Source organism: Spirosoma daeguense (genome assembly GCF_054776875.1).
In genome coordinates, this window is the sequence record NZ_BAAHBF010000005.1 from 17,522 (window position 1) to 31,871 (window position 14,350).

Annotated in this window: 17 protein-coding genes; 3 read left to right on the forward strand and 14 right to left on the reverse strand. The window is 46.4% G+C overall.

Translation table 11 applies throughout. The features are described from left to right. Positions 1–14: 14 nt before the first annotated feature. Positions 15–1,103, reverse strand: a complete 1,089-nt coding sequence (locus tag ACYVD4_RS16495; protein ID WP_460947611.1) for a hypothetical protein — start codon at positions 1,101–1,103, stop codon at positions 15–17. A 32-nt stretch (positions 1,104–1,135) separates the two neighbouring features. Continuing rightward, positions 1,136–2,365 carry a Clp protease ClpP gene (locus ACYVD4_RS16500; RefSeq protein ID WP_460947613.1) on the reverse strand — a complete coding sequence of 410 codons (1,230 nt, stop codon included), beginning with the start codon at positions 2,363–2,365 and terminating at the stop codon, positions 1,136–1,138. An 85-nt stretch (positions 2,366–2,450) separates the two neighbouring features. Between ACYVD4_RS16500 and ACYVD4_RS16505 the strand changes: the two genes are divergently transcribed. Next, entirely contained in the window at positions 2,451–2,807 is a 357-nt protein-coding gene (locus ACYVD4_RS16505; protein ID WP_460947615.1) for a hypothetical protein, read from the forward strand. A gap of 100 nt (positions 2,808–2,907) precedes the next feature. Here the strand turns inward: ACYVD4_RS16505 and ACYVD4_RS16510 are convergent, their stop codons facing one another. Both ACYVD4_RS16510 and ACYVD4_RS16515 read right to left on the reverse strand, forming a co-directional pair. After that, complete coding sequence (locus ACYVD4_RS16510; RefSeq protein ID WP_460947617.1) at positions 2,908–3,201, reverse strand: hypothetical protein; 294 nt, start codon at positions 3,199–3,201, stop codon at positions 2,908–2,910. 59 nt (positions 3,202–3,260) lie between these two features. After that, positions 3,261–3,452 (reverse strand): hypothetical protein, encoded by a 192-nt coding sequence (locus tag ACYVD4_RS16515; protein ID WP_460947619.1) that lies wholly within the window; start codon positions 3,450–3,452, stop codon positions 3,261–3,263. A 100-nt stretch (positions 3,453–3,552) separates the two neighbouring features. On the opposite strand from ACYVD4_RS16515, the gene ACYVD4_RS16520 reads away from it, so the two are divergent. Continuing rightward, positions 3,553–3,765: a hypothetical protein gene (locus tag ACYVD4_RS16520; protein ID WP_460947621.1), complete on the forward strand. Its 213-nt coding sequence runs from the start codon at positions 3,553–3,555 to the stop codon at positions 3,763–3,765. A gap of 51 nt (positions 3,766–3,816) precedes the next feature. On the opposite strand, the gene ACYVD4_RS16525 is transcribed toward ACYVD4_RS16520, so the two are convergent. Beyond that, positions 3,817–4,587, reverse strand: a complete 771-nt coding sequence (locus ACYVD4_RS16525) for a hypothetical protein (RefSeq protein WP_460947623.1) — start codon at positions 4,585–4,587, stop codon at positions 3,817–3,819. Between the two features lie 6 nt (positions 4,588–4,593). Then, entirely contained in the window at positions 4,594–5,352 is a 759-nt protein-coding gene (locus tag ACYVD4_RS16530; RefSeq protein ID WP_460947624.1) for a hypothetical protein, read from the reverse strand. A 657-nt stretch (positions 5,353–6,009) separates the two neighbouring features. Here ACYVD4_RS16530 and ACYVD4_RS16535 point away from each other — a divergent pair. Beyond that, positions 6,010–6,720 (forward strand): hypothetical protein, encoded by a 711-nt coding sequence (locus tag ACYVD4_RS16535; protein WP_460947626.1) that lies wholly within the window; start codon positions 6,010–6,012, stop codon positions 6,718–6,720. Here the strand turns inward: ACYVD4_RS16535 and ACYVD4_RS16540 are convergent. From ACYVD4_RS16540 to ACYVD4_RS16575, 8 genes are all read right to left on the reverse strand, one after another. Beyond that, entirely contained in the window at positions 6,717–9,608 is a 2,892-nt protein-coding gene (locus ACYVD4_RS16540; RefSeq protein ID WP_460947628.1) for a coiled-coil domain-containing protein, read from the reverse strand. The two genes, ACYVD4_RS16535 and ACYVD4_RS16540, sit on opposite strands and share 4 nt — an antisense overlap. Before the next feature lie 3 nt (positions 9,609–9,611). Continuing rightward, positions 9,612–11,702: a hypothetical protein gene (locus ACYVD4_RS16545; protein WP_460947630.1), complete on the reverse strand. Its 2,091-nt coding sequence runs from the start codon at positions 11,700–11,702 to the stop codon at positions 9,612–9,614. Beyond that, on the reverse strand, positions 11,699–12,178 hold the full coding sequence (locus ACYVD4_RS16550) for a hypothetical protein (RefSeq protein ID WP_460947632.1): 480 nt from the start codon (positions 12,176–12,178) through the stop codon (positions 11,699–11,701). The genes ACYVD4_RS16545 and ACYVD4_RS16550 overlap by 4 nt, the downstream gene beginning before the upstream one ends. A 364-nt stretch (positions 12,179–12,542) precedes the next feature. Next, positions 12,543–12,785: a hypothetical protein gene (locus tag ACYVD4_RS16555; RefSeq protein WP_460947634.1), complete on the reverse strand. Its 243-nt coding sequence runs from the start codon at positions 12,783–12,785 to the stop codon at positions 12,543–12,545. Positions 12,786–12,798: 13 nt separating this feature from the next. Further along, a complete protein-coding gene (locus ACYVD4_RS16560) occupies positions 12,799–13,047 on the reverse strand; it encodes a hypothetical protein (RefSeq protein WP_460947636.1) in 249 nt (82 codons plus the stop codon). A 169-nt stretch (positions 13,048–13,216) separates the two neighbouring features. Continuing rightward, entirely contained in the window at positions 13,217–13,723 is a 507-nt protein-coding gene (locus ACYVD4_RS16565; RefSeq protein ID WP_460947638.1) for a hypothetical protein, read from the reverse strand. 3 nt (positions 13,724–13,726) lie between these two features. Further along, a complete protein-coding gene (locus tag ACYVD4_RS16570; RefSeq protein ID WP_460947640.1) occupies positions 13,727–14,077 on the reverse strand; it encodes a hypothetical protein in 351 nt (116 codons plus the stop codon). Between the two features lie 25 nt (positions 14,078–14,102). Then, positions 14,103–14,327, reverse strand: coding sequence for a hypothetical protein (locus ACYVD4_RS16575; RefSeq protein ID WP_460947642.1), 225 nt, complete (start codon positions 14,325–14,327; stop codon positions 14,103–14,105). Positions 14,328–14,350 lie beyond the last annotated feature (23 nt).

Sequence of the window (14,350 nt, forward strand, 5' to 3'; positions counted from 1 at the left end):
TCCCGGTGAAACAATTAATAAGCAGCTACAACCAGAGCATCATCCGCGATTTGCTGGTCGCCAGCGTAAAGCTGTTTCGCGTTCCAGGTTTCGCTCATCTCATCGTAGAACACGCGCAAATCACCTTTTCCGTTGCTGTCGACAGGGTTGCCATCGAAGCGCAGTTGCAGGTTTCCTTTTACAGTCAACAGGGCGCGGTGGGGGCGATCAACCTTACCTGACAGTGAAGCAGGCTTGAAGAACTGGTTGATATACTCATCCCACTCATTAACGACCACAAACGGAACGCCCCGGAACGTTGGACGAGCCACACCGTCGGCCTGCGCTACGTAGGCTAAATCAAGGTTTTTGCTTTCGCGGTAGATGGTCCACGCATCGAAAAACGAGTTGGTAACTAGCAGTTGCTTGTTGGCGGTTGCCTGACCGGCAAGGCGCGGATCTTGCGCAGAAAACATCTGCTGCAAAATGCCCGGCACATCATTTGGATCGAGAATCTGATCCCCCGAGGTATCGTTGGCTTCAATCTCAACGTACTTAGTGAGGGTGGCCGCAACACCTAATTCAACGTTCCGCCATAAGCCGTTGAAGGTTTTAAAGAAAGGCAACAGGGCGGCAGCATTCAGTGTACGCCCGTCGGGAAGTGTAACACTGCCAGTTAATTTTGTTGACACTAAGCTCTTGTCAGCAAAGTGAGCCATGCGAACCAAGTCGTTACCAATAGCTGAACTAAGAAGCTCAACCATCAAAACGCCATATTCGGTATCGGTCAGGTCGGGCTTGTCATTGCCGGGCTTTAGCCCCCATTCCTCGGCGGTGCCGCGAATATTTGTCCAGCACTCTTTGTGCCACGCCTTGAGGTCGACAGGCGCCCATTTTTTGTTTGACTTCTTGGTGCCAAACGTGGTAGCCCCCTGACCGCATCCGGGGTCAACAATGGTGACCAGCCCTAAGCGTTCGAGAAAGCTTACGTACTGAGTACCCTTTAAGCCCTCAGTGATTGCAAAAATATCGGAAAGCGCAGGGCGCTCAACCGCCGGACGAATCGTTAATTCAGCGGCTTCCTGTCCGTTGTAGGTGTAGCTGCCATCTGCAACAAATGCCATAATCTTATTTTTCCTTTAGCTGTCTATAAATTTTACTTCTTGCGGGCTTGCTGGCGCTGTCTCGACAAAGCCAGTACCGGATCTTCGTTTGATGGCACACGGCGTTCCACTGGTGTTTCGGGTAGGCGGTTGACAAGCGGGTCCTTACTTTCCGTTTTCGCCATTGCGTCAAGAACTGGCTTTAGGCGAGCCATGAGTTTATCATGTTCGCCTACTTTTGCGGCTAGTGCCGTTTGCGATGTTTCCGATGCCTTAAGCCGGTCAAACTCTGCTTTGCTGATTGTTACCGTTTCGCCATCCTCTACCGATGCGGTAGGCTGAGCTTCTTCAGTAGGTTGTTCAGCGTCTTCCGTTGGCTCCGAAATAGCAGTGATACTACCGTCTGCCACAGTGATCGTGTTGCCATCGCTCAGGATGTAATCGCCATCGGGTACATCCGAACCGTCATCGAATTTGACCGCGTCGCCAATCACATAGGTGTCGCCGGTTGTTTCGATGTCGAGTTTTTTGCCGTCGGCAGTATCGACAACAATGTTTTTCAAGGGCTGACCGTTAGCAACGGCTTGCGCAACCCCAAAGGCGGCTAAGAGCCGTTTGCCTAGTTTGCTCATAATTGAATTGTCTGATTGTTGTTGTGGTATTTCCAATGCCTGACGACCATCCGACAGATGGGCCATGATGGGGCGAAAGCGAAGCTTATTCGTTGAAGTCTTTGTGGTTTCGTAGATGCCCGTTATCCAGCCGTAGTCAAGGGCTTGCTGGGCGGTATATTCGTGATCTTTACCGTCGGCTAGTAGTTCAGCCAGTTCGGTGTCGGGCTTTCCAGTACGCTGGGCATATACTTCGAGAAGGCGGGCTTGCTCGGACTCCAGACTATCCAGATAGGATCGGATGTCGTTGATGTTACCATCAATGCCGCCACTGGGCTGATGAACCGTAAATTTGGCGTGAGGAGAAAGTAAGCGCTCGTCGCCCAGCATCATCAGCACCGTCGCCATTGATGCTACTATACCGACGCTACGCACCTTAATGGGCTTACCTAATCCTTTCAGGTAGTCGTAACACCGCCACCCTTCTTCGATGACACCCCCACCAGAATCGAGGTCTATTTCAATCTCATCGAACTCCCCGGCTTTTTGAACGGCAGTCTGTAAACGTTTAAAGGAGATGCCTTGTCCGGGCGGATAATACGCATCGCCGGGAAACAGCCATTCGTCGGGCTGGATATAGCCAACAAGGTTGAGATTTAATGTTTTGGGCATCACAAATTGATTGATGCCGAAAGGTATAATGTAAGAAAAGTTTATTAATTTAGAAGCATTGGAAAGAACTATATCATTCCGCTCTATGGCTTCTGAACAGGAAGAAAAACAGGCACGTATTGACCGGATTCTGGTACGGGTACGCGCTGGTGAATTTATTCGAGATGCGTTGGTTCACGAAGGGCTACGCCACTGGTTTTACGGACTTCCCGTCGAGGAACGTGCCCCGGTAATGGCCGCCCGCCGGGAGTTTGAATACAGGGGGGGGCAGGCGAAGAAGCTGGGCGTAGAGTCGATTGCTAACAGCTTCATACTCGTAGAGGTGCCAACCGAACGAAAGGAATCGTTCGACGCGCTGTGCTTCCAGAAAGGCACATCAATGAACCGACGGATTAACTCGCTCATCGTCGCCGATCTGAACCTACACAAAAATACCTTTTAGCGGCTCCTTTATCGGGAGCTTTTTTGTTGGCAAATAAAAAACGCCCCGGCCAGTAGCCAGGGCGTTTCTGCATTATCAGAACAACAGTACACAGTACTGTTTATTTGTAGACCCGGTCTCTGACCAGTCTAATGTCGTTAAGCTCAGGCACCACCCGCACAGCTTCAGCGGGGATAATACCTCTGGCAATCCAGTTTGTAACGGTGTTGATACCCACGTTGTATTTCTCGGCGTATCGTTTGATAGTCAGCCATGCCGTTGTGTCCAGTATATGGTCGGGCAGGGTATGGCCCTTTGATTGAATAAACGCAATACTGGCGGCTAACTGGGCTTCAGCTTCCTGAATGGCCAGTTCTTCCGGGCTGATGGTTTGTTTGGTCTGGTCGGTTGTCATATCGGGGGATGTTTAGTTGCTTGACACGTATAGGGAAAGGGGAGATAATCTCCCCTTTTTTATTCATCGTCGGCTTTCTGTTGGTTCAGCCATCTGATTAAGTCCCGGTGGCCGATTAGCTGAAACCAAAGGCGGTAGTAGAGAGTGGCTAGTGGTTCGCCTTTTCTGTCCATCTCTCCCAGCGTTTGCCCTAGCTTTTTGATCTGGCTCTCGCTGAGAAGGATCATGTTGTCAATTTCTTTTCGTGTCATGTTGTTCTGATTAATTACTCTACAAATATACGCTTTGTGTGGTTATCACACAAGAGAAAGAGCAATTATTTTTGTCCTATCTTCAAGTATTTTTGCCTGTATGGAAGAGGGAGATTTGTACTACAATAGCGGAAAGAATATCTGGCTACGTATCAATGGTGTTCATTTCAAACGTGTAACTGGCAAAGGATGGGAGATTGTGAGTAAAGAAGAAGTAGAAAGTGGGGAGGTGAAGCGTTGGGCAGCCTTACACGAGAATCAGCGAGAAGTCTACTTGCCGCAATTGAAAAAGGAGGGGTTGATTGGGGAGTAATATAAACGCCAGCCCCGTAATGAGACTGGCGGTTTGTATTTGTACTACTGCTCAGGTTGTCGCTGGCGTAGCGTTCACCTGCAAAATGTTCGTCGCAATCGTATACAGCTTATCTAAATGCCCCAATCGCTTCAAAAGTTGAATCTTGGTTTCTTTTGGCCCTCGATTATAAGCATTGACAGAAATACGGTAGCGATAAAGCAACTCAGTATATAACATCCGCCATACCTCAACCTGAAGAACCGATTTAGCTTGTGCATACAGATTAACCAATCGGATAATCTTACTTTCTGTTGCCATATCCGGCATTTCTTCAGTGGGTGCTGGTATTGCTAGTAGTTCAGCGGTTGCGGCCTGCTGGTTCTGCTCTATGCGTTCAAGCTTTTCCTCGACAACTGACAAACGTTTCGAAGTTTCGACGTTACGCTGTGCCAACATCAGAATCAATTCGTCTTGTGTGGCTGGTAAAGTCTGCTGTTCCATCGCATCGGCAGTCTTATGAAAGACTTGACGGTAAACCTCGAAAACCTCCTTCACCTTTCTAGCTACTAAGTGTTCCATACACGAAGAGGTTAATCGATATTCTTTCTCTGGTCGGCCACCGTTTGAGTTTTTGACATTTTGGTCAAAAACCTTATAGTCCTCATTTTCAAAGAATCCCTTTTTCAGGACTCGGATTGCGACCCCTTTTTCGGCATAAACCAATGGCCATACTTCATCCAACGAAACTGGATATTCTTGACCATCTTTTACCAGTTGGCGCACTTTCTCAAAGTAAGCCTTAATTGTGACTGGATTTGTAAGGATGATTTCGTTTTTCACAGTCATTTATCGTTTAGAAGATGCTAGTTCATGTACACTGTTAATATACCCATTTCTTACCGCAACATCAATAAGATGTTCGCCTTTATAGCGCACTGCCTTGTGGATGTCAATACAATAGTATTTTTCAAAATCTTCCCACAAATCTTTCCAAAGGGTAGCGTATCGCGAAGTATAATACCTTTCGTCGCATCGTCTACTGATCATTGCAACCACCTCGTCACGTTTAACCTTAGCTGCTGATTGTTCTTTCTGGCGATCCTGCTGCTTACGTTCAATAACTTTCGCCTGAAAGTATTTCGTACGGGCTTTGTGAACTCGATCTAACTTACCTTTCAAGCCTACTACTTCATCGAGTAGCGTATTTACGACCTGCACTAAACCCTCTTCCTGCTTCTGTGTAAATTGAGTGAGTGAGTTACCCCAACGGTGAAACACTTCCCGGTAAACCTCAAAAATTTCGCGGACTTTACGAGCCACAAACCATTCTAGGCAGGGAATAGAGATATAGTACTCTTCTATTTGTCTGCCTTTTGTTTTTTCCGGTGACTTGCGTAAACTCTGATAATCAACGTGTTGCATAAAATCGGCCTTTAAAGACCGAACAGCCATATCTTTTCTATCGTAAACTAATGGCCAAACTTCATCTAGGTTCGCTGGAAACGGAACACCTGACTGAGCGAGTTGCAATACCTTTTCGAAGTATTGCCTAATGGTTGGTGGAGAGTCAAGCGACAGTGCTTGATAGGTTTGATTGGTTAACATACTGGATTTCGCAAATTATGTCCTACAATGGCATCGGACGTGAAAAAGAAAGGCGCGGCTTTGCCACTCTAACCCGCTTGCGAAGTTCCAGTTAGGGACTTGATAAGGCCATTACGACCACAATCACGGGGTGTAGCAAAGCCGCGCCTTTATATAGACACAACTGCTATAGATCCAATAAACAAAAAAGCCCGAACCGGACGTTGGGCATCGCTGCCCCTAACCAAAACTTCGCACTTCAAAAGTAGGCGGTTCTCATGGATTCTCCAAACCGTTCATCAAGTTTTTATGCCGTATAGTAAAGACAGACAGGATAGTCTGTAGCTCCATATGAATAAGTAATATTTTTTTAGGATTTTGGCTGACCTTTTTTGTGGCTGTCAGATAAAGCACCAAAAGCAACTTAACAGTCAAGTCAAAATGAAAAAGTTAATCACATTAATCGCCATTCTAATTACCTGCAACTCATGTGACGTTTTGGGTGTTGGGCCACAATGTTACACTTGCAAAACTGAGAACATGCACACTGGATCAATTGTCAAAGAAAAAGATGTTTGTGGTGTCGATGAGATGAGGCAATATCAAAAAGATAATACCGCCATAGGGCCGGGATACTTTATTCAAACAATTTGCCGTAACAAATAAAAATCAAACCCTATGAAGTATTACATATACGTTTCGTTCTTCTTCTTTATTAGTATTATTCAGGTATTTGCTCAAGCCAAAATAGAAGGCATTGGCAAATTTAAAATTGGGGTCACAAACCTTAGTGTTATTGAAGATTTATCCAATGAGTTGCGAGTAAAGCCGAAAGTATTAACTACATACTCCGAATATTTTCAAGCCGAACGGGGAAAGAGCGGAATTTATATCTTACAGGATGACGGTAAGTCTGTTTCGACCTTACCCCACAGTTCATTGTGTGATGGTGTCGAGGTGTATTACATCAACAAGTACACTATTTCTGAAATAGAACTGGAAAATATCTTTCTAACCTTTAACGATGGTGTACTTGTTGAGTTTGCATGTGATTCAAGTCGAGAACTAACTGAAGCTATAGAGCTTAAGTATGGCAAAGGGGAACTTGAAGCTAAAGCCAAAAAAGTAAGCTGCTTGTACAATTATACAGGCGCGAAAGTAGAGCTTGAAGAAACTACTTATACTACCACCTGGCAAAACAAATCAATTAAAGCTGTCAGCCTATTAATGGCCTATTATGATCGAAATTGCAAAAAGAGTTTTATAAACTCATTCGACATATCATTACCATTAGACATGCGTTATATTCACGAATGCAATGATGAAAAGAAATCTAAAAAGCAGCAATCAGACGAAGTAGAGAAGAAAAAGAAACTAAAAGACTTCTAGGTATCACCCCCCACCTCAGCATAGTAAACGTCTTTCTGCTTCTGCGTAATGGCATCAACGCCTACGCGGATATTAACCCCATTCATGCCCCGCACGATGGCATCGGCAATGTTATTAGATGTAAGCCCCAGATTAACGCCACCGTAGTTATAGCCGGGCTTGATGTTGCTAATTCGTTCGGGCGTGAATCCCATCATTGCTGATATATTGGGGAATGGCCGACCGCCCCCCGCTACGTTCATCCGGCTTAGTTCGGGGTAGAACATCTGCGTAGCTTTTGCGGTGAGGACTGATTCACCATTACTGAGCCGTGCGTTAATGCTATCGCTCTTACCTGTTCCCGGCCCCTGAATGTATGCTCCACGACCATCAGAACGGTATACGCCCCCACTGGCAAACTTTTGGTTGTCAATCACTACTTGTTGCGCAATACCCGTTGCGACAGCTAAGGCGGCTAAAATTGCGCCAACAATTGGCCCGGACGTAGCGAAAGCCTTGGTGACCGCAGCAGCGGTGTTGATAATATTCTCAATACTGGCAACCTTTCTACGTTTCTCAGCCGCTTCCTTTTCAATCTCAGCTTTTCGTTTTTGAAACTTCTCTTCTAATTGGGTACGCTGTTCAGCAGTCAAAGCAGCTGAGGATAAAACAGCTTCCTGCTCTTGTTCCAGTGCGTTTATCTGACGGGTGTAACTTGCTTCAATAAACCGGGAAATAGTAGCCGTGCCCTGCGAAAGTGCATTGATTGTTTGGTCGACTATGTTTTGGATATGATCCCGCTCCGCATCTTCATCAGCCCGACGGAACTGATCTTTAATAGTCTTCTTCTGCTCTTCTGTTTTATTTACGTCGTCAAGTTCTTTCTTTAACTGAACCGCCCGCTGCTCTTTTAGGACACGGTATTCCGCGTCAGACCCCGCACGTGTTTTCGTGAGTTTCTGTTTTATAAATTCATCCTGTCGGTTTAGCTCCGCTTGTCTAGCTTCCTGCTCAATAAGTGCCTTATCTTTCTCATATTGCTTATCAAGCTCAAGAAGTCTAAGGTTCAATTCTTCTTTGTTTTTAATCGTTGCCCTTGCTGCGTTTACATCTTCAAGGTAGGCACGTTGCAGTAACCCCTTTCTTATGTTGAACTCTTCGTCGCTTTGTGTTTTAGCCAAAGCAAGCCGCTTCCTTAGTTCACTTGCTTCAATTCTATTTTTTCGATCAAGCTCTGAAATGACTGCATTATTACTAAGCTCTGCCATTTCGGTTTGATACCGTTTACGGATAGCCTTTTCCTGTTCGCTACCCTTAACAACTCCAACCAATTCAAGTGTTAACTTCTTTTTGAGTAAGTCTTCCTGTAAAGTGCCTAATTCGAGGTTTGTTTTTTTACCTGCTTCAACGGCCAGATAGAGCGCGCGCTCCGCATTAGCAACAGCCAATTCGGCCGCACTACGTTCACCTTCGATACGTATCTGATTAAGCTTATTTTGAAGTTCAATTTGCCGGGTCGTACTTTCTTCTTTTAATTCAGAGTATCGCTGTTCAGCTTCAGCTAGATTGTCTAAGCCTTCTTTGGTATCGACACCCCGTAGCTTATTCTCAGCTTTTATATTTTCAATCTTTTGCTGCTGAATCTTTAACTGTTGCTGTAGCAAGCCATTTTCAATATTGTACGCACGTGTAGCGGCTCCTAAGCGTACCTCATTGGATTTTGTAACATCATCACTCAGTTGTTTTTGCTTCTCAACTTCAGCGCGGTTTCTTGCGCGCTCGACACTTAGTTTACGTTCAGCGTCCGCAATCTTCTGGGCTTGTTTGGCCACGGCTTCGCCAGCGACAGCAGCCTGCCGGGCCTCTTCGGTTAACTCACTTACCTTACGTCCTGCGTCTTTTATACCCGTAAATAGCTGAATAAAACCATCACGCAATTTGCTTAAATCTTTACTGGATATAGCATCAAGAATTACCGAAAACGCCTGAACGCGGTTAGTGAGGTTTTCTTTTATCAGGTCTCCTAAATCTTTTAACGCCTGCCCGGGATTTTCGAAAGCCGCAACAATGGCCTTCCCTAGGCTGACCATCTTGCTGAAAAACAGATTCACAACTGCGGTAACAGCGGCAATCTTTCGCTCGAATAGTTCAGCACCTTCTTTTGACCGGGTGAAAAACGAAACGATAGCAGTAAGTACCAGTATAATCGGTACGGCCGTTAGTGCAATGAGTGCGCCACGTGTCGACAGTATTGCTTTAGCGAACGTGCCGACGCCTGACGTACCGTTTTTAAACTTTTCGGATACGTCGCCAACGTTGATACCCATTATGTTGACTTCCTTGATGTAGTCTTTTACTGACTTCTTATTATCATCAACGGCATCAGCGTTTTTGTGCTGAGCTACAGTTAGTACATCCGTATCTTTTGCTACTTTACCTAACGCATCGCCATAATTCCCGACGTTACGTTGATTCGACCCATAAGCCGATTCGGCCTCTTTGAGCGCATCAGTAATGCTACGTATCGTTTTTTCGAGTTCCTGCCCTTCTTCCGAGTTCTCCCGCATCTCTTTTGACATGGGCGAAAGCTGGGCAATCAATAGCGGCAGTTGCGCCCGCATCTGGTCTAAACTTCCTTCAGCGGCTTTGGTAACTTTATCGTAATCGGAAAGGGTTTTCTCTCCTTTTTTGATCTCGGACGAGGCCGCTTTGATTTGTTTCTCAATGGCCTGTTGCGATTTGGCGTACTCTTTGGCGGTAATAACCCCTGTTTTATACTCCTTTTCAAGTTCTGCCTTTTCTTTACGTAAGCGAGCCAACGCTTCTCGGGCCGATACCATTTTTTCTTTCACCTCTTCCTCAGATACTTTTATCTGAATCAGGACTTCGTTTTGTGCTTCCTGTGCCATAGCTTAGAAAAATGGAATTAGCGTAACCACGCAGGGCTGATTGCCCGTATAGTTGGCTATTTTGTTGAGGTAAAAGAAACTATCTGAGATTTGCAGTGAACCGGCCCGCACTTTCTGGAGTCGTATCGGCCGCGTTAAGTCCAGTGTCGCAATATCAATGGGCTCGAGTTGCATGGATGGCGAAAACGCCCGTGGTCGACGCAGGATTCTGAGCAAGCCTTGAAAGTAGCGAGCCGCCATTGTTTGCTCCCTGCCCATATCAGGCGTTTTATTGAACGCCAATGCGAACGCTGTTTCGGGCCTGATAATCGCAAACGGACGAGGTGCCCACCAGCAGCCTGTAAGCTTTAACGATACTTTGCTGGTTACGCCACTCGGGTTCGTTTCATTCGCCTGCGTCTGCACAATCGTTTGCGCATCGATCAGAATCAGTCGGGGTGTGGTAGCTGTGCGCTCCAGCGTAGGTGGCGAGCCGGTTAACCGGCGGGTACGGATCAGTAACGGGCTTCCGTAATTGGTTATCGATGCCGTAGATAACTGACAGGCCGCAAATGGCAATTCGAATAGCTCAGTAAATGCGGGCAGGTTGGCGGAATTGCTGGTTATCGTGCCATCGCCATACTGTAACGGGCGTGGCGTCGCACTGGAAGTAGTAGTGCTATTGGATTTGGTTGGCGATAGCTCAGCCGGAAAGTCGAACTGCTTCCAACGTAGGTAGTTTACCTGCCCGTATGGATCGAGCGTTACGTTAAGTTCTGGCTCTGTCGACTCTTCAAGTTTGGTCGACCAGTCTACAGCTTCATTAACTCGGGCAATAACGTGGTCCAGCCGAATTAGCTCTACCGTTTTTTTGAATGTATCGACCTGATAGGACGAGCTGGTTAGTAAGGCCAGCGTTTTTAATAAGTCCGTGCATGACATTTCAGGCAGATTCTGCGCGACAAGCCACGTATCGTTGGGGTAGATATGTGGATCGGGTGTAAAGCTGGCCCACGTTTTTTCTGGCTCAATGATTAACACGGCCTGATAATCGGCTAGTACCGTGCGCTTACCGAACTGAAACCGGATGCGTACCTGATCGTTTGCTCGACAATCGATAGTTTCATCAAGCACCAGCGTATCCGTCTTGGTACCCGATAAATTATAAGGCCCGGAAAGTGAAAGATAGGTCTGCGCAATCTCGCCGTTACTGCGTTTGGCGGGCTGACCGTTTACTTCGACCGTCAGTTTTGCTTCAATAGCACCTGAGCTAATGTAAACGCCAAAGGTCTGGCTTGCCTGAACTTTAAGTCGCATCGCCACGTCGGGCTGATACGCATTTAGTCCAGGCTTAAAGTTATCTTTTGCTCCATCGAACCATTGCCCGTCGTTGTCGACCGTAAACGGAAGAATGATATTAATCCCCTGCGGTCGAACAATGGGCGGGGCGGCAACGGTAACTCTTGCTTTTCGGTCGTCAATCCACGACTGTTCGCGAGCCTGTGGTTGATCGTACACGAATGGCATAGCCAGACGCTTAATTACATCATCTTCCAGCCAATCGCCTACAATGCGGTAGCCCGCCTGCTTCATCATTTGCCGAATAGCGGTATGTACGTACATGGCGGGGAATACCGCATCGGCCGCAAACGTATTGCTATCGTAATTGCCGTAGTCGACAACGGGGTAAACCACCCCTTCAGTTTTGCCAGCTAGTTCGTTTATAGCCGCTACGTTCCACTTGTGGTTATATCGATCAAAATCCAGATCGCGCAGCGAGAGTGCTTGCAGAATATCGAACAGCCCTTTTTCGGCCCCGACCAGATTTACTTTCCAGCCCGCCTGAAAGGAGGAGAGTTTGGCAATACCTGAAAATATCACATCGCCCCTGTCGATTAATCGGGCCGGGATTGGTACGTACGGGTGCTTACTACCAGAATCAAGCTGCTCAGCGTTCTCTAATAGATCGCGAACGATAAGCGAATCGGGAAGCTGGAAGGAAAGTGAATACGTCGTATTGAGCGTATCGGGCTTGGTCAGATCGTTTGCCTGAATATTGAGCACCGTTCCTACTTCAGCAACCCACGTTTTATCGAAATACAGCCCATCGATCATGCCCGGGCCGACCTCCTGCCGGGAAGCTGAAGAATAACCGATAAGTCATGCACGTTCTGTCGGCTATCGTGAAGCTCGAACGTGCCGGGATCGATACTGACGTATACCTGATGGAACTTACCCGACGCGTCAGGCGCAAGCAGGTAAATAGCGACAGATTCGTAAATGGTGGCAACCGCTTCGACGGTTTGGGTAGGCAGGTTCGAGGTTCTAACCAGCAGAATATCGCCCGACTCTTTCTGATTATGAATGGTGACACCTGCCTGACGACGAAACCCGCGCGATGCAACGGATTTTTGTTTGGTAATCGGCCCCTCGAAAAGCCAATACATCCAGCCCACAGGGGATAGCCACGTTAAGTACGCTCCCGGTTTTCGGCAGGCTGTTTCGGTTGGCTGGGTAGGCGTGATGAGAACCGTTTGAAACGTATGATCAAACGTTAGGTCGAATGTTCCGGTAGCGGGAGTTGTTGGCACTCATGCAAGTTCGTAGAGTGAACTGCGCAGAATGGCACGTACTGTCGGAAAGATATAGGCGATTCCTATACAAATATAACCCGAAAATATTTCTAAAATAATCTCCTTTTTCCACTCACCTTTTCTTGTCTCGTCCTATATACTAGAAAAACAGACATAGCCATGAAGGATTTAGCAGAACAACTGGTGATTAAGTTAGAACAGGCAAAGAAGGCGGCACGTCCGAACAAGCGGCAACGTGGGTTAATGAAGATGCTGGAGCTTCCGGTTCCTCGCTAATCCCCAACACCTCCTCAATCTCCTTCCTCTGCCTCTCCAACTCGTCGGGCGTAGGTTCGGTTCGTGTGGGTTGTCGGGGCATGGTTTAGTTGAGCAACGAGTGAATGACTGCACAGTGTTCGAACATCTGCCTGTGTTCGTAATAGGCCAATAAACGCTTCTTTTGCGACTCATCCATATCAGCGCAAAATTCAATCAGATCATTGGGCGATAAGGAAGGTAAAAACGAACTCATCACATTGCCTGTTTTTTCGAGCAGGTTGGAAACTTCGGCAACACCTCTACTTAATTCGTGGAGAGCTTTTCTAGTACGGTCGAATTGATTCATGGTGCAAGTTACTTCATCCTTCGTTTATCTCGTTCTGTATCGTTTCAACTGCGTTTACAGAGCCGTCCCTAATCGACTGGTTAACCAATACATTACCACGAGCACTACGCTGTAAATCGCGTAAATTAACTGGCACTGTAGCGACTGCATAACCATTGTTTAAGTCCTGAATGTTATCTGGATCTTGGTAAGATATAATAGCCTCCATTTTCCCATCCACAGTGCTAACATGGATAACCTCAACATTTAAAAGGTTTTTCATAAAATTAACTCTTTAATGATTTCAGCCTTTATTTTAGTAAGCCGGGAAATATCAGCAGGGGTAAAATGCCTATTTTGATACCCAGTGAGCTTATTATTAAGTATAGATAGCCGCCAGCCCATACGTCGAGCTATCTCTGTTTTATTAATTGCTGGATGGTTAAGCCAATTCATCCCGTCACCTCCTCCTTTTCCACGGCAAGGCCTGATTTCAGCCAACCACGTACATCAATGGAAATTGAGTCGAGGTAGTCGTAGAGAGCAAACGTGTTGCCCCATGATGCAACACCTAAACTAGCCTTTTTACCATCCAATGTTCGACAGAATGTTTTGCCATCGTAGCCAACGTATAACCAGAATATTTCATCGCTTATGACAATTCCTTTTTTGCCTTTCACTTTAAAGTTAAAAGATGGTTCTGGATCAAGGTTAAAAGTAACAGTATAACACTTCCTTGCTTCCTCATCTATCAAACTCTCCAGCGGCCGGAGAATGGGGAATATGTTGCGGATGGTGCCATTCTGCAAGTTGGTCAGCATGTATGGTTCAAGTGCATCGGTAGCTTCGAACCAGTTGCCGTACGAAGTACCCGTTCCTTTGTACTCATACCGAACGGGCTTGCCGATGAAACGCGCCAGTTCAGCCATCGTGGCGGTGGTGGGGGTAGTGGTCGACATGGCTTAAGCTTGATCAGGATAGTTTTTATAGAACTTTGCAAGTCTACGCCTGGATTCGTCAATTTGCTTTTTCAGTGTAGCTTGGCTGGCTTTTAGCTTCATCAAATCCTTAAGTTCTTTTTCTAGAACGATTCTGGGATGATTTGCGGCATTCCATATACCAACCATTTCTGTCTTCTTTGGCAGGCAGCCTACACCTCCTGTTACTTCGTGCTTACATTTTTTACAAGTACCTCCACCTGTATTGAATGCTGAGTCATTATTATCCCAAATCATAATATCATCACTTCCGCATTTGATACAGGGAGCAACGAAAACTTTCTTGGTAGTACGTACTTCAATTTCCATCATCATGCCCAGCTTCCCGCCGGGAGGGGTGTTATTTAATTAACTCAAGCAGATCACTCTCTGAAATCGGAATACTTCGCTCTTCCCATAGTGAATGAATACGAATGTCTTCCCAATATTTTAAGAGCTTCAGTTCGGGGTAGATATACAGCGATTCGCCTAAATTGGGCTTACGGAAAACATATATATTCTTATTATCAACCTCCCAGCCTTCACTTAGTAGAATTCTAGCAATCTCCTGATACTCCTCTTCCATCGCGTTTTCTCTCGTTTATCCCT